This is a genomic window from Pseudomonas sp. AM4(2022), assembly GCF_036346515.1.
GTDB classification, from domain to species: Bacteria; Pseudomonadota; Gammaproteobacteria; order Pseudomonadales; family Pseudomonadaceae; genus Aquipseudomonas; species Aquipseudomonas paracarnis.
Genome location: NZ_JAOTNW010000002.1, coordinates 340,265 through 366,926, shown reverse-complemented (window position 1 = coordinate 366,926; position 26,662 = coordinate 340,265). Strand labels below are relative to the sequence as shown.

27 protein-coding genes are annotated in these 26,662 nt (G+C 61.6%); 15 read left to right on the top strand and 12 right to left on the bottom strand.

Translation table 11 applies throughout. The annotated features are described in order from the left end of the window. Window position 1 precedes the first annotated feature (1 nt). A complete protein-coding gene (locus ODQ19_RS03985; protein WP_330209391.1) occupies window positions 2–1,750 on the bottom strand; it encodes a bifunctional alpha/beta hydrolase/class I SAM-dependent methyltransferase in 1,749 nt (582 codons plus the stop codon). Window positions 1,751–1,760: 10 nt separating this feature from the next. Continuing rightward, complete coding sequence (locus ODQ19_RS03980; RefSeq protein ID WP_330209390.1) at window positions 1,761–2,381, bottom strand: CDP-alcohol phosphatidyltransferase family protein; 621 nt, start codon at window positions 2,379–2,381, stop codon at window positions 1,761–1,763. Window positions 2,382–2,698: 317 nt separating this feature from the next. Here ODQ19_RS03980 and hflK point away from each other — a divergent pair, with 317 nt between their 5' ends. From hflK to cfaB, 8 genes are all read left to right on the top strand, one after another. Then, on the top strand, window positions 2,699–4,624 hold the full coding sequence (gene hflK / locus ODQ19_RS03975) for a protease modulator HflK (protein ID WP_330209389.1): 1,926 nt from the start codon (window positions 2,699–2,701) through the stop codon (window positions 4,622–4,624). Between the two features lie 9 nt (window positions 4,625–4,633). After that, entirely contained in the window at window positions 4,634–5,635 is a 1,002-nt protein-coding gene (hflC, locus tag ODQ19_RS03970; protein WP_165861678.1) for a protease modulator HflC, read from the top strand. Further along, window positions 5,632–6,666 carry an SPFH domain-containing protein gene (locus ODQ19_RS03965; RefSeq protein ID WP_330209388.1) on the top strand — a complete coding sequence of 345 codons (1,035 nt, stop codon included), beginning with the start codon at window positions 5,632–5,634 and terminating at the stop codon, window positions 6,664–6,666. Before hflC ends, ODQ19_RS03965 begins: the two co-directional genes overlap by 4 nt. Further along, entirely contained in the window at window positions 6,663–8,549 is a 1,887-nt protein-coding gene (locus ODQ19_RS03960; protein ID WP_330209387.1) for a cation-translocating P-type ATPase, read from the top strand. The genes ODQ19_RS03965 and ODQ19_RS03960 overlap by 4 nt, the downstream gene beginning before the upstream one ends. A gap of 116 nt (window positions 8,550–8,665) precedes the next feature. Then, the gene (gene bufA2 / locus ODQ19_RS03955) at window positions 8,666–8,917 is read left to right on the top strand and encodes a BufA2 family periplasmic bufferin-type metallophore (RefSeq protein WP_330209386.1); all 252 of its coding nucleotides are present in this window, start codon (window positions 8,666–8,668) and stop codon (window positions 8,915–8,917) included. Window positions 8,918–8,984: 67 nt separating this feature from the next. Continuing rightward, the gene (bufB, locus tag ODQ19_RS03950) at window positions 8,985–9,830 is read left to right on the top strand and encodes an MNIO family bufferin maturase (RefSeq protein WP_330209385.1); all 846 of its coding nucleotides are present in this window, start codon (window positions 8,985–8,987) and stop codon (window positions 9,828–9,830) included. Then, window positions 9,821–10,609: a DNA-binding domain-containing protein gene (locus tag ODQ19_RS03945; RefSeq protein ID WP_330209384.1), complete on the top strand. Its 789-nt coding sequence runs from the start codon at window positions 9,821–9,823 to the stop codon at window positions 10,607–10,609. The genes bufB and ODQ19_RS03945 overlap by 10 nt, the downstream gene beginning before the upstream one ends. A gap of 86 nt (window positions 10,610–10,695) precedes the next feature. Further along, window positions 10,696–11,880 carry a C17 cyclopropane fatty acid synthase CfaB gene (cfaB, locus tag ODQ19_RS03940; RefSeq protein WP_161903687.1) on the top strand — a complete coding sequence of 395 codons (1,185 nt, stop codon included), beginning with the start codon at window positions 10,696–10,698 and terminating at the stop codon, window positions 11,878–11,880. Between the two features lie 131 nt (window positions 11,881–12,011). On the opposite strand, the gene cls is transcribed toward cfaB, so the two are convergent. Then, window positions 12,012–13,451 (bottom strand): cardiolipin synthase, encoded by a 1,440-nt coding sequence (gene cls, locus ODQ19_RS03935; protein WP_116668471.1) that lies wholly within the window; start codon window positions 13,449–13,451, stop codon window positions 12,012–12,014. A 130-nt stretch (window positions 13,452–13,581) separates the two neighbouring features. On the opposite strand from cls, the gene ODQ19_RS03930 reads away from it, so the two are divergent. Further along, entirely contained in the window at window positions 13,582–14,103 is a 522-nt protein-coding gene (locus ODQ19_RS03930; protein WP_014720569.1) for a DUF3617 domain-containing protein, read from the top strand. On the opposite strand, the gene ODQ19_RS03925 is transcribed toward ODQ19_RS03930, so the two are convergent. From ODQ19_RS03925 to folE2, 6 genes are read right to left on the bottom strand one after another with little or no spacing between them, the layout of a single operon-like run. After that, the gene (locus tag ODQ19_RS03925; protein WP_330209383.1) at window positions 14,100–15,437 is read right to left on the bottom strand and encodes a dihydroorotase; all 1,338 of its coding nucleotides are present in this window, start codon (window positions 15,435–15,437) and stop codon (window positions 14,100–14,102) included. The genes ODQ19_RS03930 and ODQ19_RS03925 overlap by 4 nt on opposite strands. Before the next feature lie 3 nt (window positions 15,438–15,440). Then, entirely contained in the window at window positions 15,441–16,001 is a 561-nt protein-coding gene (locus ODQ19_RS03920; protein ID WP_005792581.1) for a gamma carbonic anhydrase family protein, read from the bottom strand. Then, on the bottom strand, window positions 15,998–16,876 hold the full coding sequence (locus ODQ19_RS03915; RefSeq protein WP_034134111.1) for a metal ABC transporter substrate-binding protein: 879 nt from the start codon (window positions 16,874–16,876) through the stop codon (window positions 15,998–16,000). The genes ODQ19_RS03920 and ODQ19_RS03915 overlap by 4 nt, the downstream gene beginning before the upstream one ends. Before the next feature lie 11 nt (window positions 16,877–16,887). Then, the gene (locus ODQ19_RS03910) at window positions 16,888–17,754 is read right to left on the bottom strand and encodes a metal ABC transporter permease (protein ID WP_330209382.1); all 867 of its coding nucleotides are present in this window, start codon (window positions 17,752–17,754) and stop codon (window positions 16,888–16,890) included. Next, window positions 17,755–18,423 carry a metal ABC transporter ATP-binding protein gene (locus tag ODQ19_RS03905; RefSeq protein WP_330209381.1) on the bottom strand — a complete coding sequence of 223 codons (669 nt, stop codon included), beginning with the start codon at window positions 18,421–18,423 and terminating at the stop codon, window positions 17,755–17,757. Further along, window positions 18,420–19,310 carry a GTP cyclohydrolase FolE2 gene (gene folE2 / locus ODQ19_RS03900; RefSeq protein WP_330209380.1) on the bottom strand — a complete coding sequence of 297 codons (891 nt, stop codon included), beginning with the start codon at window positions 19,308–19,310 and terminating at the stop codon, window positions 18,420–18,422. Before folE2 ends, ODQ19_RS03905 begins: the two co-directional genes overlap by 4 nt. A 128-nt stretch (window positions 19,311–19,438) precedes the next feature. Here folE2 and ODQ19_RS03895 point away from each other — a divergent pair, with 128 nt between their 5' ends. Beyond that, on the top strand, window positions 19,439–20,650 hold the full coding sequence (locus tag ODQ19_RS03895; RefSeq protein ID WP_330209379.1) for an N-acetylmuramoyl-L-alanine amidase: 1,212 nt from the start codon (window positions 19,439–19,441) through the stop codon (window positions 20,648–20,650). On the opposite strand, the gene ODQ19_RS03890 is transcribed toward ODQ19_RS03895, so the two are convergent. Continuing rightward, entirely contained in the window at window positions 20,647–21,015 is a 369-nt protein-coding gene (locus tag ODQ19_RS03890) for a hypothetical protein (RefSeq protein WP_034134107.1), read from the bottom strand. The genes ODQ19_RS03895 and ODQ19_RS03890 overlap by 4 nt on opposite strands. A 125-nt stretch (window positions 21,016–21,140) precedes the next feature. Between ODQ19_RS03890 and dksA the strand changes: the two genes are divergently transcribed. The 4 genes from dksA to ODQ19_RS03870 are packed head-to-tail and all read left to right on the top strand — an operon-like array spanning window position 21,141 to window position 24,429. After that, window positions 21,141–21,545 carry an RNA polymerase-binding protein DksA gene (dksA, locus tag ODQ19_RS03885; protein WP_116668479.1) on the top strand — a complete coding sequence of 135 codons (405 nt, stop codon included), beginning with the start codon at window positions 21,141–21,143 and terminating at the stop codon, window positions 21,543–21,545. Between the two features lie 27 nt (window positions 21,546–21,572). Continuing rightward, window positions 21,573–22,778, top strand: a complete 1,206-nt coding sequence (gene zigA, locus ODQ19_RS03880; protein ID WP_116668480.1) for a zinc metallochaperone GTPase ZigA — start codon at window positions 21,573–21,575, stop codon at window positions 22,776–22,778. Further along, the gene (locus tag ODQ19_RS03875; protein ID WP_330209378.1) at window positions 22,778–23,422 is read left to right on the top strand and encodes a DUF1826 domain-containing protein; all 645 of its coding nucleotides are present in this window, start codon (window positions 22,778–22,780) and stop codon (window positions 23,420–23,422) included. The genes zigA and ODQ19_RS03875 overlap by 1 nt, the downstream gene beginning before the upstream one ends. A gap of 44 nt (window positions 23,423–23,466) precedes the next feature. Next, window positions 23,467–24,429 carry a CobW family GTP-binding protein gene (locus ODQ19_RS03870; RefSeq protein WP_330209437.1) on the top strand — a complete coding sequence of 321 codons (963 nt, stop codon included), beginning with the start codon at window positions 23,467–23,469 and terminating at the stop codon, window positions 24,427–24,429. On the opposite strand, the gene ODQ19_RS03865 is transcribed toward ODQ19_RS03870, so the two are convergent. Continuing rightward, a complete protein-coding gene (locus ODQ19_RS03865) occupies window positions 24,423–24,818 on the bottom strand; it encodes a DUF3301 domain-containing protein (RefSeq protein WP_003195752.1) in 396 nt (131 codons plus the stop codon). The genes ODQ19_RS03870 and ODQ19_RS03865 overlap by 7 nt on opposite strands. A 117-nt stretch (window positions 24,819–24,935) precedes the next feature. On the opposite strand from ODQ19_RS03865, the gene pdxY reads away from it, so the two are divergent. Then, entirely contained in the window at window positions 24,936–25,808 is an 873-nt protein-coding gene (gene pdxY / locus ODQ19_RS03860; RefSeq protein WP_003195749.1) for a pyridoxal kinase PdxY, read from the top strand. Between the two features lie 123 nt (window positions 25,809–25,931). Here the strand turns inward: pdxY and ODQ19_RS03855 are convergent, their stop codons facing one another. Next, entirely contained in the window at window positions 25,932–26,417 is a 486-nt protein-coding gene (locus tag ODQ19_RS03855; protein ID WP_003195747.1) for an acyl-CoA thioesterase, read from the bottom strand. Window positions 26,418–26,662: the final 245 nt, after the last annotated feature.

The window sequence follows — 26,662 nt, the reverse complement described above, 5'->3', positions numbered from 1 at the left end:
TTCAGATCTTCTGTGCCAGGGACACCGTGAAAATGCCCCACTCATCCACGCGCTGGGTGACCTTGCGAAAGCCAGCCGCCTCGACCAGTTGGTCCATTTCCGCCTGGCTGCGCCGGCGCATCACCCAGGCCTGGCCCTGCCGGTGGCTGGTGAGTGCGCGGGCAATCAGCTCCAACTGCGGGTGCCACGGTTGGCCGGTGTAGACCAGGTAACCACCTGGCTCCACGGCTTCGGCCAGGCCGGCCAGTGAACCGCCGACCATGGCGTTATCGGCAAACAATTCATACAAGCCGGACACCACGGCCAGGGTCGGCTTGGGGTCCAGGGCGGCCAGGTCAGCGCGGTCGAACGCATCGCCTTTGACGAACTGGGCGATGTCCCCCAAGCCCTTCTCGCGAATCAACGCGCCACCGTCGCGCACGTTGATGTCGCTGTAGTCGCGCAGCAGGATCGATTCCGGCAGCGGCGAGACGCCTTGCAAGGCTTCCAGGATGTAGCGGCCGTGGCCGGCGGCGATGTCGACAATGCGTACTTCGCGCTGGTCGTCACGCAGCTTGGCCATGGCCAGGCGCAGCAGTTCCTCGACGTTCAGCTTGCGCTGGCGAATACCGCGCCAGCCAATGGAATTGAGGTAGTTGGTATCGATCATCCGCCCCAGCCCGCCCTTGCCGGTAGGCTTATTGCGATACACGTAGTCCAGGGTGCTGCCGGAATCGAAGCCGGTGTCGAAGCCCAGCTTCACGCCGTCCGACAGGTTCTTGCCAAGGCCCATGCTGGCGCGGGTCATGCGCCAGTACAGGTCGCGCAGGGAATTGCGTGGCAACGGCGCGGCGAGGGATTCAGATTCGGCGCACGTGGCGCCAAGTTTGTCTGCATCCAGTAAAGAAGCGCGGTCCAGCGGTTGTGTGAAGTTCTGCAGGATGAAGCGTTTGGCGCTGCTCACAGCCACGGCGCGATCACGTTCGCCGAGGGTGTCGTGGAAAAAGCCTTGGAGGATATGCAGCTCTTTCTTCAGGCTGCCGAGGCGGTCGAAGAACTGCTGCTGGGGTTTACGGTGCACCACAAAGTCGGAGCCCGAGATAAGCAGTTGGGTCGGCACCTGGATCGCCTGGGCGTCAGCGACAACCCGGTCGGCCGCTTCGTACAGGCCCAGCAGCACATTCACCGAAATGGCCTTGGTGATCAGCGGATCGCTGTCGTAGGACGCCACGCGTTCGGGGTCATGGCTGAGGAACTTGGCCTTGACGTAGCTGTTGACGAAAAAGTTGCCGCGAAACTTGCGCATCAGTGCCAGGCCTGGACGGGCGAAGGGCACGTACAGCTTGACCTTGAAGGCTGGCGAGGCGAGCACCAGGGCGCGGATTTTCGGCGCGTAGTCGTGAACCCAGGTGGCCGCGATCACCGCGCCGACGCTTTGGGCGATAACGGCGAGGTGTTCCTCTTCGATTTCATAAGTGGCTGTGATGTGGTCACAGAAGGTCTGCACATCGCGGACGCTGGTGGCAAAGCTGGGGCTGTCGCCGCGCTCGCCAGGGGATTGGCCGTGGCCACGGGCGTCCCAGGCGAAGAAGTCGAATTCAGGCAGGCCCAGTTCATCCACCAGGTGGGCAATACGCCCCGAGTGCTCATGGCCGCGATGGAACAACAGGATCGCCTTGCGCGGCCCGGCACCTGCCGTGGCCGGCCAGTGCCGATAGAAAAGCTCGACGCCATCATGGGTACTGAAGGTGTGCTGTTGCTGTTCGCGCATCGCAAAATCCTTATGCAGAAGGGAGAGATTGTTGTTCTTTGAGGCCCTGACGCACCCGGTTGACCAAGGTATAGGCGAGCAGGGCGGCGACCAGCCACATCACCGCCTCCACCCAACCGGCGCCGAGCCAGCCCAGCGCCACGCCAGTGGCCAACACCCCGAGCACGAACGCCCGATCACTCTTGCCCATGGGCCCGTCATAACGGCGCGACGCGCCCACCATCGGCCCCAGCACCCCGGCGTATTCGCTGAATACCGCAAGCAGCGCCACCAGCAGCACCGGTGCCAGGCTCACATCGGGGATCAATGCAAAGGGCAGGATCAGCGCGCTGTCGGCGATCACGTCGCACAATTCATTGAGATAAGCACCGAGGCGCGACTGTTGGCCGAATTCCCGGGCCAGCATGCCATCGACCGCATTGAGGGCCATGCGCACAATCATCCATAGCGGGATCAGCGCAAACAGCCAGAGGTGTTGGGCAAAGCCCGCAATCAACAGCCCCACCAGCAGGGAAACAACCCCGGCCAGCACGGTGATCTGGTTGGCGGTGGTGCCGTTGTCATAGAGGCGCTGCACGAGAGGCCGCAGCAGGTTTTGAAAACGCGGTTTGAGTTGGTAGATGGAAATCATGGGGGTGGCGCTTCCTTGTCCGTGAACCCGCGAAAAACTGTTCTGAAGTGTGCCGACTAATCGCAGCCGACACCAGTGATGGCTCGTGTTTATAGGGGGTTAGTCACTGTATTAAGCACGGCGCCGGTCGAATGTGGGAGCGGGCTTGCTCGCGAATGCGGTGTGCCAGACAGAATATCTTTTACTGACAAACCGCATTCGCGAGCAAGCCCGCTCCCACAAGGGATTTACGGTGCATTTGGATTGGGTGTTTCGAACAAAAATTTCACGCTTCGTGTTATATCGTAACGAATTGTGTGCAAGTGGGCGTTGAGCAGATGCAAGTGGATCTAGAGGCTGACGGGGCTTCGGTTGAAGGCCTCGCGCGTTTTCAGCAGGGGCTGTTCCACGCCCGTCGATTGCGCCAGGCCGGTATCGGCCTGACAACCCTGGCCCTCAGTGGTTGGATATTGGCGCTGTTCGTAGCGTTGTTTGCACCCTTGTCGATGTGGCCGGTGGTATTGATCAACTGCGCGTCGGCCTTGCTGCTGCTGGTGGCCGGCTTGCAGTCGGCCTGGTGGGTGGCCGATTGGCGTGCCCAGGCGCTGGAAGCGCCGAGCGGTGAAGCGATCGAACAATCCATCGAGCCCACACCCTGGCATAAGGGCCTGATCAACCGGTTCGGCAACGGCCTGTTGGCGCAGATTGGCGCACCTGTGCTGTGGTTGGGCGGCTGGTCGTTGCTGGCGCTGGTCAGCATCCTCCAGTTCTGGAACCTGGGGTTGCCCGCTGCTGCCATCGGGCAATCGGCAAGTATTGGCGCAGCGCTCGCCTTGGCCCTGGCGTTTGGCCTGCTGGTATTCGAACGCCGCCTGGCCCAGGAAACCGCTGCCCAATGGCCGGAAGCCTCACAGTTGGCGCAGTTGAGCCGGATGGCAATTATCTGCCTGGTGCTCAGCGCGATCTGCCTGCTGTTTGCCAACGCGGAGTCGGTCTGGCCGCTGCGCCTGGCGACACTTATCGGGCTGCTGCCGGCGCTGGTGGCGCTGGAATTTTTGCTCAGGGGCGTGCTCTCGCTGTTCAGCCCGCGCCAGCCGCGCCTCGAACCGCGCTTGATGGCGCAGAGTTTCATTGCTGGCCTGCTGCGTTGGCCGCCGCAGCCCTTGCTGGCGTTGCAGCATGAGTTGCACAACCGCTTTGGCATCGACCTGCGCCAGATTTGGGCCTTTACCTACATGCGCCGAGCGTTTTTCCCGGTGCTGCTGGTGGTGCTGGCAGTAGGTTGGGCGCTGACCGGTGTGCATGAAGTGCCCCTGCAAGGCCGTGGGATTTATGAGCGCTTTGGTAAACCAGTCGAGGTGTTCGGCCCCGGCCTGCATGCGGGCTTACCGTGGCCGTTGGGCCGCGTACTGAATGTTGAAAAAGGTGTGGTGCATGAGCTGGCGACCAGCGTCAGTGACGCCGCCACACCGGAGCTGGCCGCAGCCGAAGGCCCGGCGCCGTTGATCGCCAACCGCCTGTGGGACGCCAGCCATGTGAATGACAAATCCCAGGTCATTGCCAGCAGCAGCGGCGACAAGCAGGGCTTCCAGATCGTCAATATGGACGTGCGCTTTGTCTACCGCATCGGCCTCACCGATCAGGCTGCGCTTGCCGCCACCTACAACAGCGCGGATATCCCGACCCTGATCCGCAGCACCGCCAGCCGCATCCTGGTGCACGATTTCGCGTCGCGCACCCTGGATGAATTACTCGGGGAAGAGCGCACCAGCCTCGCCGACGAGATTGGCCGCAGTGTGCAAGCCGACCTGCAAACCCTCGACAGCGGTGTGGAAATCCTCGCCACGGTGGTCGAAGCGATCCATCCGCCGGCTGGGGCCGCCAACGCTTATCACGGTGTGCAAGCCGCGCAGATTGGCGCCCAGGCGCTGATTGCCCGTGAACGCGGTGCCGCCAGCGAGCAGACCAACCAGGCGCGGCTTAAAGCCAGCACTGCTCGCGATCAGGCCCAGGCCAGTGCCCGCGAAGTGAATGCCGGCGCCCAAGCAGCGAACCTGCGCTTTGCCGCCGAACAAAAAGCCTACGCCGCTGCGGGCCAAGCCTTCGTGCTGGAACAGTACCTGGGCCAACTGAGCCAGGGCCTGGCCCAGGCCAAGCTGCTTATTCTGGATCATCGTTTGGGCGGCTCCGGTGCGCCGACGATCGATCTGCGTTCTTTTACCTTGCCCGCCGACCCGTCGGCGCCGCGCAAAGCCGTTCAATAAGGAGTCTGTCTGTTGAGCGCTCATTCCCACGATCATGATCACGGTCATCACCACCATCACGGCCACCATCATCACCATCACGGCGATGAGCAGGCGGCCGGGCCTTTTCCCTGGCGGCGCATGGCGTGGGCGGTGTTGCTGGTGCTGTTTGCCGTGGCAGCGGCAAGCCTGGTGCAAGTGCGTTCCGGCGAGGCCACGGTGATTACCCGCTTCGGCAACCCCGCGCGCGTGCTGCTGGCGCCGGGCCTGGGCTGGCGCTGGCCGGCACCGTTCGAAGCGGCGATCCCGGTGGACCTGCGCCTGCGCACCACCTCCAGCGGCCTGCAGGATGTGGGCACCCGCGATGGCTTGCGGATTATCGTGCAGGCCTATGTGGCGTGGCAGGTGCAGGGCGATGCCGACAACGTGCAACGCTTTATGCGTGCAGTGCAGAACCAGCCGGATGAGGCGGCGCGACAGATTCGCACCTTTGTCGGCTCGGCGTTGGAAACCACGGCGGCCAGTTTCGACCTGTCCAGCTTGATCAATACCGACGCCAGCCAAGTGCGCATTGCCGATTTTGAAGCGCAGTTGCGCCAGCAGATTGATCAACAATTGCTCACCACCTACGGCGTGCGCGTGGCGCAGGTCGGCATCGAGCGCTTGACGTTGCCCTCGGTGACCCTCACCGCCACGGTTGACCGCATGCGCGCCGAGCGTGAAACCATCGCCACCGAACGCACCGCCGTGGGCAAGCGCGAAGCGGCGCAGATCCGCTCCGCTGCCGAGCGAGATGCGCGCATCATGCAGGCCGATGCCACCGTGAAAGCCGCCGACATCGAAGCGCAGTCGCGGGTTGAAGCCGCGCAGATTTATGGCCGCGCCTACGCTGGCAATCCGCAGCTGTACAACCTGCTGCGTTCGCTGGATACCCTGGGCACGGTGGTCACGCCGGGGACCAAGATCATCCTGCGCACCGACGCCGCGCCTTTTCGCGCCCTGGTGGATGGGCCGAAGGACCTGCAGCCATGAGCGAGCCTGACAGCCCGGACAGCCCGTGGATCCAGGCCGGGCGCCTGACGTTCCTGGCACTCTACGCGGTCACCGTATTGGCGGCGTTGGCCTGGGCCTTTTCCAATGTGCGCCAGATCGACCCGCAGAATCGCGCGGTGGTCCTGCATTTCGGCGCCCTCGATCGCATTCAGAATGCCGGATTGTTGTTGGCCTGGCCGCAGCCTTTCGAACAAGTCGTCCTGCTGCCAGCCGCCGACCGGGTGATCGAACGCCGGGTGGAAAACCTGCTGCGTTCCGATGCGGCGCTTCAGGCCGATCGCGTGGCCAGTTTCGCCACGCCGTTGAGCGATGCCCTGGCCGGTTCCGGCTACCTGTTGACGGGCGATGCCGGGGTGGTGCAGTTGGACGTGCGGGTGTTCTACAAGGTGACCGAGCCCTATGCCTTCGTGTTGCAGGGCGACCACGTGCTGCCGGCCCTGGATCGACTGGTGACGCGCAGCGCCGTGGCCCTCACCGCTGCGCGGGATCTGGACACCATCCTCGTAGCCCGCCCGGAACTGATCGGCAGCGACAATGGCGCCGCCGAACGCCGTGAGCGGCTGCGCGGCGACCTGGTGCAGGGCATTAATAAACGCCTGGCGGAGTTGGCGGCCAGCGGTTTGGGGCTGGGTATCGAAGCCACCCGCGTCGATGTGCAATCGAGCCTGCCAGGGCCTGCGGTGAATGCGTTCAACGCGGTACTGACCGCCAGCCAGCAAGCCGATAAAGCCGTGGCCAACGCCCGCACTGAAGCGGAAAAACTCACCCAGACCGCCAACCAGGCGGCTGACCGCCAGGTGCAAGTCGCCCATGCCCAGGCCAGCGAGCGCTTGGCCAATGCCCAGGCGCAGACCGCTACCGTTGCCAGCCTGGCCCAGGTCAAAGACCCCGGTTTGCTGTTGCGCCTGTACCGTGAACGCCTGCCGAAGATTCTCGGCCAGGCCGGTTCAGTGACCACTGTCGATCCCAAAGACGACTCCCGCTTGATCATCCAGGGAGCCGAGCAATGAGCGCACCCATGCTGACCTCTGCCGAACAGCGCAGCGCTGCCCGGCAATTGACCTTGGCGATGCTCGCCCTGGGCTTGCTCGTGCTGGGCCTGGTGTGGCGCTGGCTCGCGCCGGACCAGAGCGGCGTCAGCCAGCTGCTGCTGGGCGTGGCTTCGCTGTTGGTGGCGGTGCCGGTGATGCGTTCAGCCTGGTACAGCCTGCGCTTTCCGAGCCTGCACGGCATCACCGACCAATTGATCGCCCTGGCCATGCTCGGCGCCTGGGCCACGGGTGATCTGCTCACCGCCGCGTTGCTGCCGATCATCATGATCTTTGGCCATGTGCTGGAAGAGCGCAGCGTGATTGGCTCCCAGGAAGCGATCCATGCCCTGGGCAAACTCACCCGCAGCCACGCACGCCTGGTGCAGGCAGACGGGACCATCACCGAAGTGGATAACGGCTCCTTGAACACCGGCGATATCGTCGAAGTGCGTGCCGGTGACCGCGTGCCGGCCGATGGCGTGGTGTTATCCGGCCAGGCGAGCCTGGACACGGCGCCGATCACCGGCGAGTCGGTGCCGTTGGAAGCCAGCGTGGGCGTGCAGGTGTTTGGTGGGGCGATCAACCTCGATGGTCTGCTGCGCCTTGAAGTCACGCGCACCGGTAACGAATCGACGTTGGGCAAAGTCATTGCGCTGATGCAGAACGCCGAGCGGTCCAAGCCGCCGATCACCCGGCTGCTGGAACGCTACGCCGGCAGCTACATGGTGCTGGTGTTGCTGCTGGCGGCCGTCACCTGGTTTGTCACCAATGACGCCCAGGCGATGCTCGCGGTGCTGGTGGCAGCGTGCCCCTGTGCCTTGGTGTTGTCGGCACCGGCCACGGCGATTGCCGGGATCGCCGTGGCGGCGCGCCATGGCATCCTGATTCGCAGCTCGGCGTTCCTGGAAGAACTGGCCGACCTGACATCGCTGGTGGTCGACAAGACCGGCACCCTGACCTTTGGCACCCTGCGCTTGCAGTCCATCGAGACCCGCGCGCCGGATCGCCAAAAGCTGCTGAACCTGGCGGCCAGCCTCGGTTCGGCAAGCAGTCACCCGGTCAGCCGAGCGTTGGCAGGGTTGGCGACCCAGGAGCAGATGCTGGTGCTTAGCGACATCCGCGAGCGTCAGGGCTTGGGCGTGGTCGCCCAGACCGAGCAGGGCGAAGCGGCGCTGGGACGGCCGGAGTTATTTGAACAGTTGGGCATCGTCACCACCGCCGTGCCCACCCATGATGGCCCGATTGCCGGGCTGGCGTTGAACGGCGAGTTCCTCGCCTGGCTGCTGTTGGCCGACAGCGTCAAACCCGAAGCGCGCCAGGCCCTGCAAGAGCTGCGTGACTTGGGCCTGGGCCGCCAACTGCTGCTGACCGGCGACCGCCAAAGCGTGGCCGACAGCCTGGCGCTGGACGTGGGCATCAGTGATGTCGAAGCCCAAGCGCTGCCGGAAGACAAGCTCAACCGCGTGCTGGGCGAAATCAGCAGTGGCTTCAGGCCAATGGTGGTGGGCGATGGCATCAACGACTCCCTGGCGCTCAAGGCCGGTGTGGTCGGTGTGGCCATGGGCGCGGGCGGTGCGGACATCGCCCTGGCCTCGGCGGACGTGGTGCTGATCGGCAGCGACTTGCGCCGCCTGGGTACCTGTGTGCGCTTGAGTCGCCAGTGTCGGCAGACGTTGCAGGTCAACGTGATCATTGGCTTGGGCTGGACGCTGGCCATTGTGGTGTTCGCCGCATTTGGCTGGTTGGGGGCGGCGGGTGCGATGATCGCGGCGGTGCTGCACAACCTCAGTACCCTGCTGGTACTGGGTAACGCTGGGCGTTTGCTGCGCTTCCAGGAGCCGCTGTTGAAGCTCGACGAATAATTTCAGAAATATTTGCTCATGGCTGTAACGCCGATAGGGGGCCTCACTCTAGTGCTGTGTCGAGACTGAACAATCCGTTCGGACCGGCTCCACTACTGATCATGAGGAATACAACAATGAGCATTAAATCCGCTGCTGCTGGTGCCGCCCTCGCAATGGCCGCTGCTTCTCTGTTCGCAGGTGTGGCCACTCAGGTACAAGCTGCAGACGCCACCGTTCACTGCTACGGCGTGACCTCCTGCAAAGGCATGAACGACTGCAAAACCAAGGAGCACGCGTGCAAGGGCCTGGGCGAGTGCAAAGGGATGGGCTTCAAGGCCATGACTCAATCGGCCTGCGACGCCGCTGGCGGTAAAGTCGGCGAGTAACCGGCAAACGAGTGCAACCGCGGCGGCTGCCTGCCACCGCTGCGGACACTTTGCCCAGGAGTGAGTCATGTCCGCGTCCCTTCCAAGTCTGGGTTACGGCCTGGGTTTACGCAGTGAGTACTACCACCAGATCCTTGAACAGTCGCCGGCCGTGGATTGGTTCGAAGTGATCTCCGAAAATTACTTGGTACAGGGCGGCAAGGCCTTGTACTACCTGGATGCGATAGCCGAACGTTACCCCTTGGTGATGCACGGTGTGTCGTTGTCCATCGGCGGGCCGCATGCCCTCGATATGGATTACCTGAACCACATCAAACAGCTCGCAGAGCGCATTCAGCCGGCATGGATTTCCGATCACCTGTGCTGGAGCCGCGGTAGTGCGCACCAGCTACATGACTTGTTGCCCCTGCCTTACACCGAAGAAAGCCTTTACCACGTGGCCGACCGTGTACGTCAGGTGCAGGACGTGTTGCAGCGCCCGCTGGTGCTGGAAAACGTCTCCAGCTATGTGCGTTCCAAGGCGGATGAATTCACCGAGTGGGAGTTCCTCAACGCCTTGGCCCACCTGAGCGGCTGCCAGTTGCTGCTGGACGTCAACAACGTCTACGTCAGCGCACGTAACCATGGTTTTGATGCCTGGACCTTCATTCGCAACCTGCCACCCGAAAGCATTCGTCAGCTGCATTTGGCGGGGCATATGGACTATGGCGACTATGTGGTCGATACCCATGACCATCCAGTGTGCGACCCGGTGTGGGCGCTGTATCAGCAAACTTTGGAGCATTTGGGGCCGGTGTCGACCTTGCTGGAACGCGATGACCATTTTCCGCCCTTCGAAGAGTTGCTCACCGAGTTGAACAAAGCCCGTGAGTTGGGTGCCAGCGCCTTGGCCCGGAGAGTGTTATGCGCCTGATCGACTGGCAGTTGGCGTTTGAACAGCATCTATTATCCGAAGCGCCCGCGGCCAACAGCGGCTTTGCCGCCACCTTGCTGGGAGGGCCGACATTGGATGTGGACACCGGCCTGGCGATTTACCACAACGCTTACCTGTCGCGACTGCAAGAGGTGCTGCGCCATGACTTCGGTGCCATCTGGTATTGGCTTGGAGATGAGGAGTTTTGCTCACTGACCGAGTCCTACATCCGCCGTTATCCGTCGGCCCATTACAGCGTGCGCTGGGTGGGCGAGCGCTTTGCGATGTTTATCGTTGAGCATCTGATGGCTGCGCAAAGTGCGCCTTTGGCTGAGTTGGCACGCCTGGAGTGGGCGTTTACCTTGGCGTTTGACGCACCTCAGGGGGAGCCGCTGACCCTCAATGATATGGCGCACCTGGCGCCTGAGGACTGGCCGACCTTGCGGGTTGCGCTGGCGCCTTCGGTGCAGCAACTGCTTTGCCGTTTCAACACGGTGGCGATCTGGCGAGCCAGCAAGGATGAATCCGGCTTCCCCGGCAGCCAGGCGCTGGACCCGGCGCAAATCTGCCTGGTGTGGCGCTACGAGAACCGCTGCCACTACCGCAGCCTGGACGCTGCTGAAGCCTGTGCACTGTCGGGCATGGTGACCATGGGTTGGAATTTTTCAGAACTGTGTACTGAGCTCGCGGTCACTTATGCAGAGGGGGCGTCGCTGCAAGCGGCCACTTGGCTGAAACAGTGGATCCAGGATGGTTTGCTCGAGCGCCGCGCGCCATAGAAGGAGGTTATTCATTCGATAGCTTCCTACTTTGTTGGGCATGGTCTACCCTCACAGCAGACGTCTGAAACAAGGGGGGATTACTCATGCTCGCGCAACTTCCACCGGCCTTACAGAATCTTCAGCTACCGCTGCGTCTTCGACTCTGGGACGGCCATGAATTCAACTTGGGCCCTGAGCCCAGTGTCACCATCGTGGTCAAGGACCCCACGGTTGTATCTAGGCTGACCCATCCAACGCTCGACTCACTGGGCGAAGCCTTCGTCGAGGGTAAGCTGGAGCTGGAAGGCTCCATCACCGAAGTGATCAGGGTATGTGACGAGTTGAGTCACGCCTTGGTCGATGACGACGAGGAGAGTCGTCCGGTGCGCTCGATCCACGACAAGGCCACTGACGCCGCGGCCATCTCCTACCATTACGACCTGTCCAACGAGTTCTACCAGCTATGGCTGGACCAGGACATGGCCTACTCCTGCGGTTATTTCGAAACTGGCAGCGAGTCGATCGACCAGGCCCAACAAGACAAATTCCGCCACCTGTGCCGCAAGTTGCGGCTGCAGCCGGGTGAGTATCTACTCGATGTGGGCTGTGGCTGGGGCGGGCTGGCGCGCTATGCCGCGCGGGAGTTCGGGGTCAAGGTGTTCGGTATCACCTTGAGCAAGGAACAACTGGCGCTGGCCAAGGAGCGGGTGAAAGCCGAAGGCCTGGAAGACCAGGTTGACCTGCAATTACTCGACTACCGCGACCTGCCCCAGGACGGCCGTTTCGACAAAGTGGTAAGCGTGGGCATGTTCGAACACGTCGGCCACGCCAACCTGGCGCAGTACTGCCGGACCCTGTTCGGCGCAGTGCGTGAAGGTGGCCTGGTGATGAACCATGGCATTACCGCCAAGCACACCGACGGCCGCCCCGTAGGCCGTGGCGCCGGCGAGTTTATCGAGCGCTACGTGTTCCCTAACGGCGAACTGCCGCACCTGGCGATGATGACCGCCCAGATCAGTGAAGCAGGGCTGGAAGTGGTCGATGTCGAAAGCCTGCGTATGCATTACGCCCGCACATTGGACCATTGGAGCGAACGCCTGGAAGACAACCTGGAAGCAGCGGCGAAGATGGTGCCGGAACAGGCGCTACGCATCTGGCGGCTGTACCTGGCCGGTTGCGCTTATGCGTTTGCCCGAGGCTGGATCAACCTGCACCAGATACTGGCAGTGAAACCCCATGCCGATGGCGGGCATGAACTGCCGTGGACGCGGGAAGATCTCTACCGCTGATCACGCTCAAAACTGTAGGAGCGAGCTTGCTCGCGAAAAACGTCAACGATAACGCGTACTTGCTGAATGAACGCGGCGCTTGTGAGTTTTTCGCGAGCAAGCTCGCTCCTACATTAATTTTGTGTTGGCGGTTAGAGGATGGGGGAGATCAAGCGCGCAATGCGCATCCCCAGTTGTTGCAGGCGACGGGTCTCGCGACTTTCTTGCTGGCTGACTTCATGGGCCAGGGCAAAGTCATCCAGCAACATCTGTTCAACCTGGCTGGCGAAGGCTTCATCCACCGTCAGCAGCATTACCTCAAAATTCAGCCGGAACGAACGGTTGTCCATGTTGGCGCTGCCAATGGCGCTGATTTCGCTGTCCACCAACACCACCTTCTGATGCAAAAAGCCTGGCGTGTAGCGAAACACCCGCACGCCCGCTCGCACCGCTTCGTTGGCGTACAGGCTGGATGCGGCATATACGATGCGGTGGTCGGGCCGTGACGGCAGCAGCAGGCGCACATCGACTCCGCGCAATACCGCCAGGCGCAGGGCGGCAAACACCGCCTCGTCGGGGACGAAGTACGGGCTGGTGATCCACACCCGCTCGGTCGCGGCATGGATGGCCTCGACGAAAAACAGCGAGCAGGTTTCATAAGGGTCCGCTGGCCCACTGGCGAGCAACTGGCAGAGCACGCCGTCTTCCGGGTAGGCGTCCGGCAGGATCAGCGGCGGCAGTTCCCGTGCGGCCCAGAACCAGTCCTCGGCAAACGACTCCTGCAGGCACGCCACCACTGGGCCTGTGACCTGCACATGGGTATCGCGCCATGGCGCCAACGGCGGCTTTTTACCCAGGTATTCGTCACCCACGTTGTGCCCGCCGACAAACCCGGTGATGCCGTCCACCACCACGATCTTGCGATGGTTACGGAAGTTGACCTGGAAGCGATTAAGCCAGCCACTGCGGGTGGCGAATGCCTTGACCTGCACGCCAGCGTCACGCAGCGCTTGCACATAACGATGGGGCAGGGCGTGGCTGCCGATGCGGTCGTACAACACGTAAATAGCCACGCCCTGGGCGGCTTTTTCCTTCAGCAGAGCCTGCAATTGGCGGCCTAGTTCATCATCGTGAATGATGAAGAATTGGAACAGCACGGCGGTCTTTGCGTTACGGATAGCCTCAAAGATCGCGCCGAAAGTGGCATCGCCATTGATCAACAGGCGCACTTCATTGTTGGCCAGGCACGGCATGCGCCCCAGCTTGGGCATGGCGCGCAGGGAGGCGTAGGCGCTGGAGTTGCGCGCCGCGAGCGCTTCCTCCACCCACGGGCGCCAGTTCAATTCGGTGATGGCCGTGTGCATTTCCTGGTTGGCCTGGCGACGGGCCTGGATGTACGCGTCGAACGTGCTGCGGCCGAAAATCAGGTAGGGGATCAGCGTCAGGTAGGGCATGAACATCAGTGACAACGCCCAGGCGATCGAGCCTTGTGCGGTGCGCACGGTCAGTACTGCGTGGATCGCGGCGAGCGTTCCGAGAAAGTGCAGCGTGGCAATGACGTAGGCGAGCAAGTGCGGGCCAAAGAAATCCATGAACGACGTAACTCCGGGCAGTCCAGTGCGTAACAGACCATGAACGGCTGTGAATGTCGCTATTTTATTTGCCATGCAACACTGGCTGCTTTACGACGTCTAACGCCCACAATTACCCAGGAGTTACCCGATGAATGCTCGTCTGCTTGGTTTGGCCATGGTTGTTGGTTTGTCGCTGCCTGTGGCGGCGCAGGCGCAGATGCTGGCGCCGGGCTTGTGGGAATTGACCACCAGCAATATGAAAGTCGATAACCAGGACCTGCCGGACTTGTCGCTGATCCTCGGTCAACTCAAGCAACAGATGACCCCTGAACAGCGCGCCATGCTCGAAAAACAAGGCATCAACATGGCCGGTAAAGGCGTACAGGTGTGCCTGACCCCGGCTCAGGTGGCCTCCGATTCGATCCCCCTGACCGACCCTCAATCGGGCTGCAAACAGGAGGTCACCGACAAGAGCGGCAACCAGTGGAAGTTCCGCTTCAGCTGCCCGAAAGCCCAAGGCACTGGCGTGGCAACGTTCCAGAGCCAGAAAGAATTCACCACCAGCGTCAACGGTACCTTCAATGCCACCGGGATCCAGCAGAAGGGTAGCCTGGACAGCCACGCCCAGTGGCTGGGCAACGATTGCGGTTCGGTCAAACCCCGCGCTTAACGCCCAAACTGCAGGGGCAAGCCCTGGCAACTGTTGACCACCTGGCCGTTGTGCCAGGCCAGGTGGCCGCTGACCAGTGTGGTACTCACGCTGTGGCGAAAGCTGCGCTCTGCAAAGGGTGTCCAGCCGCAGCGGGCGAGAATAGGCTGGCTGTTGACCGGCTTGCCGGCAGGCTCCGGTTTGATCAGTACCAGGTCGGCCCAATAGCCTTCGCGCACGTAGCCGCGATCAGCAATGGCAAACAGGTCGGCCACGCGGTGGCTGGTCTTGGCTACCAAAGTGGTCAGGGGCAAATGCCCGTCGGCCACCAACTCCAGTAACGCCGGCAGGGCATGCTGCACCAAAGGCAAGCCCGAAGGCGCTTGCCGATAGCCCAACTGTTTTTGCGCCCAAGTATGCGGCGCATGGTCGGTGCCAATCACATCCAGACGATCACTCAATAACGCCAGGCGCAGCGCGTCGCGGTCGGCCCGGGTCTTGATCGCCGGGTTGCATTTGATCTGGTGACCGAGGCGATGGTAATCGCGGTCATCGAACAGCAGGTGGTGCAGGCAGACCTCGGCGGTGATGTGCTTGTCGGCCAGGGGCTTGTCTTCGAACAACGCGAGTTCGCGAGCGGTGGTCAGGTGCAACACATGCAGACGCGTGCCATGGCGTTTGGCCAATTCCACGGCAAACGATGACGAGCGATAACAGGCCTCGGCATCGCGGATCAGCGGATGAGCCACGGCGGGAATATGCTCGCCGAAGCGTTCGCGCAGGCGCTGCTCGTTGGCCAGGATGCTCGGCGTGTGCTCGCAATGAGCGAGCAGAATGGTTGGCACCTCGGCAAACAGGCGCTCCAGAATGCGCGGGTCGTCCACCAGCATATTGCCGGTGGAGGCGCCCATGAACACTTTGACCCCCGCCACTTCACGAGGAGCGAGGGCCGCGACGATGTCGAGGTTGTCGTTGCTCACGCCGAAATGAAAGCCGTAGTTGGCCACTGAGTGCAGTGCGGCGCGGCGCTTTTTATCGGCCAGGGCGTTCAGGTTCAGGGTGGCCGGGCTGGTGTTGGGCATGTCCATGAAGCTGGTGATACCGCCGGCCACTGCCGCGCGGGATTCGCTGTAGAAGCTGCCTTTTTCCGGCGCGCCGGGTTCGCGAAAGTGCACCTGGTCGTCGATCATCCCTGGCAGTAGCCACTGGCCGTTGGCATCGATTTCCACCGGTTCGTTATCGCCTTGAATGCTGGCGGCAATCTTGTCGATACGACCATTGGCGATCAGTACGTCGGCGTCGAATACCTGGCCCTCGTTGACCAGGCGGGCGTTGCGGATCAGCAGGCGGCTCATGGTTCAGAACTCGTTTTGCAGGGCTTTGTAGCCGCGCACCAGGTCGACGTTGGTACGTGCCACGTCTTCGGAAAACTCCGAGGCGCTGACACTCACCGGCGGGAATTGCGACAAGTCGGTGTTGGGGCCGATACGCGTCGTGGAGGGCACGTAGAAAGCGGCGGGCAGGTCGCGGCCGTCGACCACCGAGTTGTGGCGCACCACGCACCCATCGCCCACGGCGCAATTGAACAGCACGCTGTTGAAGCCAATAAACACGCGGTCGCCCACTGTGCAGGGGCCGTGGACGATGGAGCGGTGAGCGATGGAGGTGAATTCGCCGATGGTCACCGCTGCGCCGGACTTGGAGTGGATGACCACGCCGTCCTGGATGTTGGAGTTGGCGCCGATGGTGATCGGGTCCATGGCGCCGCTGGCATCGACTTCGTCGGCGCGGATCACTGCGTAGGGGCCGACGAATACGTTCTCGCCGATGATGACTTTGCCGCAGATGATCGCGGTCTTGTCGACGTAGGCCGATTCGGCAATCACCGGTAGATCGCCCGAAGGATTTTTGCGGATCATGGCTGGCTCAGTGCGGCGCACAGGGTGTTGAGGTTGTATTCGAACAGCCCGATGAATGTGCTGGCCGGGCCTTCTGCGGCGAGGGCGTCGGAGTACAGCGTGCCACCGATCTGTGCGCCGCTTTCGTCAGCGATCTGCTTGAGCAGGCGCGAGTCTTTGATGTTTTCCATGAACACGGCTTTGACCTTGTCCTTGCGAATCTGGGTGATCAATGCGGCAACTTCAGCGGCCGAAGGGTCACGTTCGGTGGACAAGCCCTGGGGCGCGAGGAACTGGATACCATAGGCTTGGCCCAGGTAACCGAAAGCGTCATGGGAAGTGACGATGCGGCGGTTACCCGGTGGCAGGGCGCCGAACTTGGCCTTGGCCTCGTCCAGCAGGCTATGGATTTGCTTGAGGTAGGCCTGGCTGTTGCGCAGGTAGGCGGTTTTGTTGGCAGGGTCGGCGGCCACCAGGGCCTTGGTGATGTTGCTCACATAAATCTCGGCATTGGCCAGATTGTGCCAGGCGTGCGGGTCGGGAATGGTTTCGCCATCCTCGTCCATGGTGTGGGAAATCACACCTTTGCTAGCGGTGACCACCGTTGCCTTGGTTTCGGTGCTGGTGACCAGGCGGTCCAGCCACGGCTCGAAACCGAGGCCGTTTTTGATGATGACCTTGGCCTTGAGCAGTGCCTTGGCGTCGTCCGGCGTGGGTTCATAGGTATGGGCATCGGCATCCGGGCCGACCATGTTGCTGATCTGGATATGCTCGCCACCGATCTGGTGGGTGATGTCATCGAGAATACTGAAGCTGGTGACCACTTGGAGTTTGTCGGCGGCGTGGGCCATCGAAAGCGGCAGCAGCAGACTGAACAGCACGAGGAGAGCGCGCATCGGGAAACACCTCATTGGGATGTAAGCAAAGGCGGGCGGCGCAACAAACCGTGCACCGGACCGAACACCACGGACAACAAATACCCAGCGCCCGCCACCAGCACGATGGCCGGGCCGCTGGGCAGTGAGTAGTAGAACGACAGCAGTAGGCCCAACCACACCGACAGGCATCCCAGCAGCGCCGATACCGCGATCAGCACTGGAAGGCGTCGACTCCAGAAGCGTGAGGCGATGGCCGGCAACATCATCAAGCCGACCACCATCAACGCGCCGATCGCCTGGAAGCCGATCACCAGGTTCAGCACCACCAGGGTCAGGAACACGCCATGGGCGAGGGGGCCGAGGCGGCTGACGGTTTGCAGGAACAGCGGGTCGAGGGTGTCCAGCAGCAGCGGTCTGTAGATCAGCGCTATGGCGATCAGGCTGAAACCCGAGACCCAGAGCATGCAGGTCAGGGTGGTTTGATCCACGGCCAGGGCGGAGCCGAACAGCAGATGCAGCAGGTCCAGGCGCTTGCCGGCAAGACCCAGGATCAGCACGCCGGCGGCCAGAGAAATGGGGTAGATGGCGGCGAGGCTGGCGTCTTCGCGCAGGCCGGTGCGGCGGGTGATCCACGCGGCCAAGCCGGCCATGCTCAGGCCCGCCCCCAGGCCGCCGAGGGTCAGCGCGGGCAGGCTCAGCCCGGCGAACCAGAAACCCAGGGCGGCGCCGGGCAGGATGCCGTGGGCCACCGCATCACCGATCAGGCTCATGCGCCGCAGGATCAGAAACACTCCTAGCGGCGCGGTGCTGCAAGCCAGTACCAAACCGCCGATGAGTGCGCGGCGCATAAAGACGAACTCATGAAACGGCATCCATAAGTGGGCAGTGAAGTGCATTCAGGCCACCTGCATCTGCGGTTGCGGGCGGATCAGCTCTTTGCTGGGGCCGAATACGCAGCCGGTGTTTTTGATCTGCAGTACGTGCTGGGTGTGGTGACGTACGGAGGCCAGGTCATGACAGACGATCACCAGGGTGCGGCCTTCGTTGTGCCAGGCATGGATGTGTTTCCAGCACAGCGCCTGGCCGTCCTCATCGAGGGCGGCGTGAGGTTCATCGAGCAGCAGGACAGGTGCGTCGGCCAGGCTCATGCGTGCCAGCAGGGCGCGCTGCAATTCGCCGCCGGACAACGCCATCAACGGTCGGTGTTCCAAGCCAGTCAGGCACCAGTCTTCGAGTACTGCTTGCAGGCGTTGGCTGCGTTGTTGCGCGGTGTGCCGGTTGCCCCAGAAACCGGCAGCGACCAGCTCTTGCAGGCTGATGGGGAACTGGCGGTCCAAGTGTTGCTGCTGGGGCAGGAAGGCCAGGCCGCCACGGCGTGGAACATCCACAATGACCTTTCCCTCCAGCGGTTTTTGCAGGCCGGCGATGACTTTGAGCAGGCTGCTCTTGCCTGTGCCGTTGGCGCCGATGATGCCGGTGAGGCTGCCTTTTTCCAGGGTCAAATCCAGTGCCGGGGTGAGCGGTTGCCCGGGGACACCCCAGCGCAAAGAGTTACAGGTGATCATGCAAAGTCTCTCGTCCAGCGGCTTTCAGCCACGGCATCGTGCGCGTGCAGGCTTTCGGCGTGGATCACTTTGAGGTGGAAGGCTTTGATGGCATCCGAGCGTTTCAAGGCGAGGTTCAGGCGGCGTGCGGCGTCTTCGCAGAACATCAGGTTCTGCCCGTTGGCCAGGGCGAAGGCTTGTTCGTCTGCGCGTTTCACCGCAGTTTGTACGGCGGTGCCGAGCGCGGCTTCGGCAGCGTTGATCAAGTCGACTATTGGCAGGTCAGTACCTTGCAGGTGGACGTGCAACTGCGCGCTGCTGCGCTGGCTATGGGGTGTGGCGACGATGCCGTCGGCACTGCCGAGCCAGGCCAGCACCGCTTCATGCTGTAACGGCGTGTTGGCGAAATCATCCACAAATTGCTGCTGAATCAACTGCCTGGCGAGGGCGGCGGAGCAAGGGCAGGTTGAGGAATAAGTAACGTCGATTTTTAGTTCCACGTGGAACATCTGGTTTTCCAGGCGCGCTTCGATGCTTACCGGGTAGGTCTTCCAGCCGGCTAACGGGCTGACCAGGGCGGGGCGTTTAAGCAGCAACTGGGTGTGGATGCGCAGGTAAGCGTTCTTAGATAAACCTTCATGTGTGTCGAGAAAACGCTGCAGTACATTACGCAGCAGTGCAGATGTCAGCGGCTGTTGATCGAGCATTTCCAGAGCCAGATACAGGCGTGACATATGAATGCCACGGGCCGTGCCGTCGTCCAGGCTTACGCCCGCATCAGCGGTGGCGGCCAGGTGTTGACCGTCAATCAGGATCGGCAAGGCGATGCCGCACATCCCCACCCAGTCGAGTGGCAAGGCTTGGCGTGAAGCCTGCGCGGCAATATCCGGCAGAGTCAGCGCGTTCATAAGCAGGTCCATCGTTGGAAATAATTCGACATGTTATAGTATAACAATACGAGCTACGATGAATTTTCTGCTCCAGCCTTTGTTCAGTCATATCGAGTAGGGACGCTCCTTTATCTGCGGTATATGCCATGCACCGACGTCAGCTCCTCAACCTGCTGCTGGTCAGCCCCTTGTTTGCCTTGCCTTTGGGGGCTCACGCCACGCAGATCCGCAATGCACGCCTCTGGCGCTCGGAGGACAAGCTGCGCCTGGTGTTCGACCTCAGCGGCCCGGTGCAATACAAGACCTTTTCCCTGACCTCACCTGACCGCTTGATCATCGACTTGAGTGGCGCTGGGCTCAGCGGCGACTTTTCCCAGTTGGCGTTGAAGAACAGTGGGATTACCTCGATCCGTTCCGGGCATTTCGGCAAGAGCGATACGCGCATCGTGCTGGACCTGGTCGAGCCCATGCAGCTCAACAGTTTCGTGCTGCCGCCCCAGGAGGGCCAAGGCCATCGCCTGGTGTTGGATTTGACCAACGCGACCCGTGCGCCCCGTCAAATCGCCGCTGAGCCGGCACCCTTGGTGGCGCCGGTAGACAAGGTGCATCCCAAGCGCGACATCATCGTGGTGGTCGACCCTGGCCATGGCGGCAAAGACCCAGGTGCCATTGGCTCCAAAGGCCAGCGCGAAAAAGATGTGGTGCTGTCGATTGCTCAGTTGTTGGCTAAACGCTTGAAGCGCGAAAAGGGTTTTGACGTAAAACTGGTGCGCAACGATGACTTCTTCGTGCCGCTGCGCAAGCGCGTGGACATCGCCCGTAAACACAAGGCCGATATGTTTATCTCGGTACATGCCGACGCCGCGCCACGGCTGACCGCGTCGGGCGCCTCGGTGTATGCATTGTCTGAAGGGGGCGCCACTTCGGCTACGGCTCGTTTCATGGCCCAACGCGAAAATGGCGCCGACTTGCTGGGCGCCACCACCTTGCTCAATCTGAAGGACAAGGACCCGATGCTGGCTGGGGTGATTCTCGACATGTCGATGAATGCGACCATCGCCTCCAGCCTTCAGCTGGGCAGCTCGGTATTGGGCAGCCTGCAAAACATCACCAGCCTGCATCAGAAACGTGTGGAGCAGGCCGGGTTCGCCGTGCTGAAGTCACCGGACGTACCGTCGATCCTGGTGGAGACGGGGTTCATTTCCAACGCGCGCGATGCCCAGCGGCTTGTCACGGCGCGTCATCAACAGGCGGTGGCGGATGGCCTTTTCGAAGGACTCAAGCGTTACTTTCAGAAGAACCCACCCATGAACAGCTACATGGCCTGGGTGCAGGCGCAGAAAAACAGCCAGGCCTAACAGCCGGTCATTCGGCTGCAGGTGAACTTGGCGCTGGCGCCGCCTGAGCTGGAGAACCGGTTGATGGTGGTCCAGCCCACGCGCCGCGTGTAGCCGACCCACGCCTCGCCATCCGATGCCAACCCGGTAAAGAACGTCAGTTGCCCATACCGGCTGTTGGTCTGCGCCCAATAGCGTTTGCCGATCACTTCGAAACCGCGCAGGTAGGTGGTGCTGCCGACGGTCGCCACGCTATAGGCATTGCCCAACGGGTCCACACACGCCAGCAGGTTGGCGCTGCGTGTGCACTTGGCCAACAGGCTGGGTGCCTGGGCGCAGGCAGGCCCGGCGACTGCCAATAGCAGCGCGCACAGCAGGTATTTCATCGAGGTTCTCAACATAGGCAGGTGACCAGCATTGCGCCCTTCGTCGCGGCGAGCAAGAGGGATTGGCTTATTTGTATTGTTATAATATAACATAAAAGCACAGCCCGACCCGCGAACCGCTTCCCATGACCGAACACGATCTTTTGGCCCAACCAGCGGCCGACTACATGAATGAGGCCCAGCAGCGCTTCTTCCGCGAACTGTTGCTGGCTCAGCGTGATGACCTGCAAGCCCGTATCGACGCGCAGTTCCAGGCGCTGCGCGAGCAGGAAACCAACAGCGACCTGGCGGATATCGGCTGTGCCGAAGAGCAACGCCAATGGCAACTGCGCCTGCTGGAGCGTGAAAAGAAGCTGTTGGACAAGATCGACGACGCCCTGGAATTGCTGGCCCGTGGCGAATACGGCTGGTGCCGTGAAACCGGCGAGCCCATCGGCCTGCAACGCCTGCTGCTGCGTCCCACCGCCACCTTATGTATCGAAGCCAAAGAACGTGAAGAGCTGCGCGAACGCCATAAACGGGCAGTTTGACCGGCCAACCTTGATGAGGAATACCTGATGCCCAATCGTCTCCCTGTGACCGTGTTGTCCGGCTTTCTCGGTGCCGGTAAAAGCACGCTGCTCAATTATGTCCTGCGCAACCGCGACAACCTGCGGGTGGCGGTGATCGTCAACGATATGAGCGAAATCAACATCGACGGCAGCGAAGTGCAGCGTGATGTCACGCTCAATCGATCGGAAGAAAAGCTGGTGGAGATGAGCAATGGCTGCATCTGCTGCACCTTGCGCGAAGACTTGCTTGAAGAGGTAGGAAAGCTCGCCAAGGAAGGCCGGTTCGATTACCTGCTGATCGAATCCACCGGTATTTCCGAACCTTTGCCCGTGGCCGAAACCTTCACGTTTCGCGATGAAAACGAGCAAAGCCTGGCCGACATTGCACGTCTGGACACCATGGTCACTGTGGTCGACGGTATGAATTTCCTGCTCGACTACCAGGCTGCCGAAAGCCTGGCTTCACGGGGCGAAACCCTCGGTGAGGAGGATGAACGCTCCATCACCGACCTGTTGATCGAACAGATCGAATTCGCCGACGTCATCCTGATCAGCAAGATTGACCTGATCAGCAGCCGCGAGCGCGAAGAACTGATGGCGATCCTCGAGCGCCTCAACGCCCAGGCGGAAATCATCCCGATGGTCATGGGCGAAGTGCCGCTGAACAAGATCCTCAACACTGGCCGTTTCGACTTCGAACGCGCCGCCCAGGCACCGGGCTGGTTGCAGGAGTTGCGCGGTGAGCATGTGCCGGAAACCGAAGAATACGGCATAGCGTCCACCGCTTACCGTGCGCGCCGGCCCTTCCATCCACAGCGCTTTTTCGACTTTATCGACCGCCCCTGGGTCAACGGCAAGCTGTTGCGCTCCAAGGGTTTCTTCTGGTTGGCCAGCAAACATCAGGATGCGGGCAGTTGGTCCCAGGCGGGTGGCTTGATGCGCCATGGGTTTGCCGGGCGTTGGTGGCGCTTTGTGCCGAAAAGCCAGTGGCCTCAGGACGAGGAAAGCGTGGCGGCGATCATGGCTAACTGGCAGCTGAGCACGGGTGACTGCCGTCAGGAACTGGTGTTTATCGGGCAAAACATCGACTTCGCCCAGATGCGTAGCGAGTTGGACGCCTGCTTGCTCAACGATGAAGAAATGGCCCTGGGTGTCGAAGGTTGGCGCCTGCTGCCCGACCCGTTTGGCCCTTGGTATGAGCAGGTCGCCTGATGTTGGCCCCGGTCATCCCCCTGCGCCCCGTCATCCGCCAGACACATGGGGAAACGCCGCTGGCGCTGTCCGATATCCTCAATGACGGCGTCAACCTGGCCATCTGGCAGCGCCACCTGCCCCTGCATATCGCTGAGTTTGGCGCTTTGCTGGTGGCGCTCAATGAACCCTTGGCCGAGTCCTTGGTGGTCGAGTTGGTTAGCGAAGACTCCGTGCCGAACTTGCAGGGTTTGGCGTCCAGCTGTCGCGATCTTGAAGGCTACGATGGGTTTATCGCCGATGTGTCGTGGCTGATCAGTGCATTCGCCTGCTTGCTGGGCGCCAAGCGCATCGGCGTGCGTCTACGGCTATTGGACAAGGCCATGTGCCCGCGTTTTCACGTCGATCACGTACCGGTTCGGCTGATCACCACCTACGCCGGTATCGGCAGCCAATGGTTGCGTGAAGGCGTCATGGACCGGCGCGCATTGAGCCAGGTGGATGCCGAGCCCACGGAGCGCATCGAGCAGATCCATTGCGGTGAGGTGGCGCTGCTTAAAGGCACCAAATGGCATGGCAATGAAGGGCATGGCCTGATCCACCGCTCGCCGGCGCTCAAGGCCGATGAACGACGGTTGATCCTGACGCTGGATTGGCTGGCATAACCGCGTAGGATCAAACGCTCTAAACGGCCTGAACCATGCCTCTTATGCTGCAGAACATTCCTACCCATGTGATTGCCGGGCCCTTGGGCGCCGGCAAGACCAGCCTGATCAAGCACCTGCTTGCCCAGCGCCCGGCCAACGAGCGCTGGGCGGTGCTGATCAACGAGTTCGGCCAGATCGGCCTGGATGCTGCCTTACTTACCCAGGACGATGACGGTATCGCCCTGGGCGAGGTGGCGGGCGGCTGTTTGTGTTGTGTGAACGGCGCACCGTTCCAGGTAGGGCTGGGCCGCTTGTTGCGTAAGGCCAAGCCGGACCGGCTGTTTATTGAACCCTCAGGCCTGGGCCATCCGGCGCAATTGCTCAAGCAACTGCGGCAGGCGCCATGGCAAGACGTGCTGGCCGTTCAGCCTTGCGTGCTGGTACTCGATGCCCAGGCTTTAGCAGCGGGCAGGCCATTGCCGCAGGCACAACAGGAGGCGTTGGCCAGTGCCGGTCTGCTGGTGTTGAACAAGGACGAGACGCTGACCGCGGGGCAATGTCAGGCGATTGAAGCGCAATTACCCGATTGCCCGCTCCATTGGACACGCCAGGCGCAGCTGCCACTCGACCGGTTGCCCGGTTTGAAAGCACAGGCCCAAGTAGCTGTGGATAATTTCGGCGTGCCTGAAGCGGTGGGGCAAATGCCGGCGATCTGGAGCGACCCGGGGCTGCCGATCTGTCTGAGTCAGAGCCAGGAGGGCGGCTGGAGCATCGGCTGGCGCTGGCACCCAAGCCAGCGATTCGATGTTAGCCGTCTGCATCAGTGGCTATCGAGTTTGGGCTGGCGCCGGGCCAAATTGGTTATCCACAGTGTTGACGGCTGGGTGTCCGCCAACGCGGTGGATAACAGTCCACTGCACTGGCAACCCAGCGCTTGGCGGCGCGATTCACGTGTTGAATTGATCTTCAGCGCACCACAGGACGTGGCCGCATTGCAGAGCGCCCTGGCAGCCTGCCGTTACTGATGTTTCTTGCTGGCGTGGTCCTGGCGCCACTGGCTCAATTCGATGATCTCGGCGCTGGGTAGCGGCTCCTTGGTTTCGAACGGGTAGGGCGCCAGTTCGATCTGCGCGCTGTGGGCGCCGAATTGGGTGATGACCCCGGCATGCCGGGTTTCTCCGGTTACCGTGAACTCGAAATTATAGATGCGCGCCAGGCGTCGGCGGCCATTGGCATCCTTGACGAAACCGATGCGTTTGAGCGCTACGGCACCGTCAAGCAGCTCGATATCGAGCTTGGCGCAATGCTGCTTGACCCGCGCCAACGCCCGTTCACGCAGGCCGTGGTTGTGCCAAACCCAGGCGGCGCCGGTTGCCAGCAGCATCAAGACGAAGATGTTTCCCAGGGTCAGCATTCCATGAACTCCAACAAAGTGAGCGCAGCTTAACTGTGTCGCCGGTCTGTCGTACAGGCTGCGTTTAGTCGCATACTGCTCGGCCAGAAATTCAACGGTTTTACGGAAATCTCCCGCATGAAACGTACACCTCACCTGCTTGCGATCCAGTCTCATGTGGTCTTCGGCCACGCCGGAAACAGCGCCGCCGTGTTCCCCATGCAGCGTGTCGGGGTGAATGTCTGGCCGCTCAACACGGTGCAGTTCTCCAACCACACCCAGTATGGACAGTGGGCGGGCGAAGTGTTGGCGCCGCAGCAAATTCCTGCGCTGGTAGAGGGTATTGCCGCGATTGGTGAGCTGGGCAATTGTGATGCGGTGCTGTCCGGATACCTGGGCAGTGCAGACCAGGGCCGCGCCATCCTCAGCGGTGTGGCGCGCATCAAGGCGATCAACCCCAAGGCGCTGTACCTGTGCGACCCGGTGATGGGCCACCCGGAAAAGGGCTGCATCGTGCCGCAGGAGGTCAGCGATTTCCTCTTGGATGAAGCCGCCGCCATGGCGGACTTCCTGTGCCCCAACCAACTGGAGCTGGACAGCTTTGCCGGGCGCAAGCCGCAATCGCTGTTCGATTGCCTGGCGATGGCCAAGGCATTGCTGGCGCGTGGGCCCAAGGCGGTGCTGGTCAAGCACCTGGATTACCCAGGCAAACTGCCAGAAGGGTTTGAAATGCTGTTGGTGACGGCTGATGGCAGTTGGCACTTACGTCGACCGCTGCTGGCGTTTCCGCGTCAGCCAGTGGGTGTGGGCGACCTGACGTCCGGCCTGTTCCTGGCGCGGGTACTGTTGGGCGATAGCCTGGTGGCTGCCTTTGAATTCACCGCCGCGGCTGTGCATGAAGTGCTGCTGGAAACCCAGGCCTGCGCCAGTTATGAACTGGAACTGGTGCGGGCCCAGGACCGTATTGCCCACCCTCGTGTGCGCTTCGAAGCCACACCGATCAGCCTGTAATGACACAGATCCCAATGTGGGAGCGGGCTTGCCCGCGATGACGGAGTCTCAGTCAAAGAGATGTCGACTGAACCACTGCTATCGCGGGCAAGCCCGCTCCCACATTTTGATTGGGTTTACAAATTACGGCGCGTCGGCTTTGATTTCCCGGTAGCGCTTTTCCAGTTCCTGGCGAATCTGACGACGCTGCTGAGCCTGCACAAAGCGGCGCTTGTCCTCGCTGTTCTGCGGCTGCAACGGCGGTACGGCGGCAGGTTTGCGCTGGTCGTCCACGGCCACCATGGTGAAGAAGCAGCTGTTGGTATGACGCACCGAACGTTCACGGATGTTCTCGGTCACCACCTTGATGCCCACTTCCATCGACGTATTGCCGGTGTAGTTGACTGACGCCAGGAAGGTCACCAGCTCACCGACATGAATCGGCTCGCGAAAAATCACCTGGTCCACCGACAGCGTGACCACATAACGACCGGCATAACGGCTGGCGCAGGCGTAGGCCACTTCGTCGAGGTACTTGAGCAGTGTGCCGCCGTGCACATTGCCAGAGAAATTGGCCATGTCAGGGGTCATCAGTACCGTCATCGACAGCTGGGCGTTTCCGGGTTCCATAGCACACTCACGGGTTGTAGGCATTGGTTGGGGGGGAAGGCACCTCTGCGGGTACTCATAGTCTTTGCAGCGCCATCCCTAACGGGACGCCGTCAGGCGGCTTGCCGTCACGCGCGCAGCGATCTGTTTCCATATATTGCACCGGCTTTCCAGCAGAAGTCGCGGTGTTACCCTTCAAAAGCCCTTCTCAGGGCTTTTCTTACGATCAAGGCAGACTTTTCCGACCCTTCAAAGGCGCGGCCGGA

What these genes read in the sequence shown, in the direction of transcription:
- ODQ19_RS03985 (WP_330209391.1), bottom strand. Translation starts at nt 1,750, where the DNA reads ATGCGCGAACAGCAACAGCACACCTTCAGTACCCATGATGGCGTCGAG.
- ODQ19_RS03980 (WP_330209390.1), bottom strand. Translation starts at nt 2,381, where the DNA reads ATGATTTCCATCTACCAACTCAAACCGCGTTTTCAAAACCTGCTGCGG.
- hflK (WP_330209389.1), top strand. Translation starts at nt 2,699, where the DNA reads ATGCAAGTGGATCTAGAGGCTGACGGGGCTTCGGTTGAAGGCCTCGCG.
- ODQ19_RS03965 (WP_330209388.1), top strand. Translation starts at nt 5,632, where the DNA reads ATGAGCGAGCCTGACAGCCCGGACAGCCCGTGGATCCAGGCCGGGCGC.
- ODQ19_RS03960 (WP_330209387.1), top strand. Translation starts at nt 6,663, where the DNA reads ATGAGCGCACCCATGCTGACCTCTGCCGAACAGCGCAGCGCTGCCCGG.
- bufA2 (WP_330209386.1), top strand. Translation starts at nt 8,666, where the DNA reads ATGAGCATTAAATCCGCTGCTGCTGGTGCCGCCCTCGCAATGGCCGCT.
- bufB (WP_330209385.1), top strand. Translation starts at nt 8,985, where the DNA reads ATGTCCGCGTCCCTTCCAAGTCTGGGTTACGGCCTGGGTTTACGCAGT.
- ODQ19_RS03945 (WP_330209384.1), top strand. Translation starts at nt 9,821, where the DNA reads ATGCGCCTGATCGACTGGCAGTTGGCGTTTGAACAGCATCTATTATCC.
- cfaB (WP_161903687.1), top strand. Translation starts at nt 10,696, where the DNA reads ATGCTCGCGCAACTTCCACCGGCCTTACAGAATCTTCAGCTACCGCTG.
- cls (WP_116668471.1), bottom strand. Translation starts at nt 13,451, where the DNA reads ATGGATTTCTTTGGCCCGCACTTGCTCGCCTACGTCATTGCCACGCTG.
- ODQ19_RS03930 (WP_014720569.1), top strand. Translation starts at nt 13,582, where the DNA reads ATGAATGCTCGTCTGCTTGGTTTGGCCATGGTTGTTGGTTTGTCGCTG.
- ODQ19_RS03925 (WP_330209383.1), bottom strand. Translation starts at nt 15,437, where the DNA reads ATGAGCCGCCTGCTGATCCGCAACGCCCGCCTGGTCAACGAGGGCCAG.
- ODQ19_RS03920 (WP_005792581.1), bottom strand. Translation starts at nt 16,001, where the DNA reads ATGATCCGCAAAAATCCTTCGGGCGATCTACCGGTGATTGCCGAATCG.
- ODQ19_RS03915 (WP_034134111.1), bottom strand. Translation starts at nt 16,876, where the DNA reads ATGCGCGCTCTCCTCGTGCTGTTCAGTCTGCTGCTGCCGCTTTCGATG.
- ODQ19_RS03910 (WP_330209382.1), bottom strand. Translation starts at nt 17,754, where the DNA reads ATGCACTTCACTGCCCACTTATGGATGCCGTTTCATGAGTTCGTCTTT.
- ODQ19_RS03905 (WP_330209381.1), bottom strand. Translation starts at nt 18,423, where the DNA reads ATGATCACCTGTAACTCTTTGCGCTGGGGTGTCCCCGGGCAACCGCTC.
- folE2 (WP_330209380.1), bottom strand. Translation starts at nt 19,310, where the DNA reads ATGAACGCGCTGACTCTGCCGGATATTGCCGCGCAGGCTTCACGCCAA.
- ODQ19_RS03895 (WP_330209379.1), top strand. Translation starts at nt 19,439, where the DNA reads ATGCACCGACGTCAGCTCCTCAACCTGCTGCTGGTCAGCCCCTTGTTT.
- ODQ19_RS03890 (WP_034134107.1), bottom strand. Translation starts at nt 21,015, where the DNA reads ATGAAATACCTGCTGTGCGCGCTGCTATTGGCAGTCGCCGGGCCTGCC.
- dksA (WP_116668479.1), top strand. Translation starts at nt 21,141, where the DNA reads ATGACCGAACACGATCTTTTGGCCCAACCAGCGGCCGACTACATGAAT.
- zigA (WP_116668480.1), top strand. Translation starts at nt 21,573, where the DNA reads ATGCCCAATCGTCTCCCTGTGACCGTGTTGTCCGGCTTTCTCGGTGCC.
- ODQ19_RS03875 (WP_330209378.1), top strand. Translation starts at nt 22,778, where the DNA reads ATGTTGGCCCCGGTCATCCCCCTGCGCCCCGTCATCCGCCAGACACAT.
- ODQ19_RS03870 (WP_330209437.1), top strand. Translation starts at nt 23,467, where the DNA reads ATGCTGCAGAACATTCCTACCCATGTGATTGCCGGGCCCTTGGGCGCC.
- ODQ19_RS03865 (WP_003195752.1), bottom strand. Translation starts at nt 24,818, where the DNA reads ATGCTGACCCTGGGAAACATCTTCGTCTTGATGCTGCTGGCAACCGGC.
- pdxY (WP_003195749.1), top strand. Translation starts at nt 24,936, where the DNA reads ATGAAACGTACACCTCACCTGCTTGCGATCCAGTCTCATGTGGTCTTC.
- ODQ19_RS03855 (WP_003195747.1), bottom strand. Translation starts at nt 26,417, where the DNA reads ATGGAACCCGGAAACGCCCAGCTGTCGATGACGGTACTGATGACCCCT.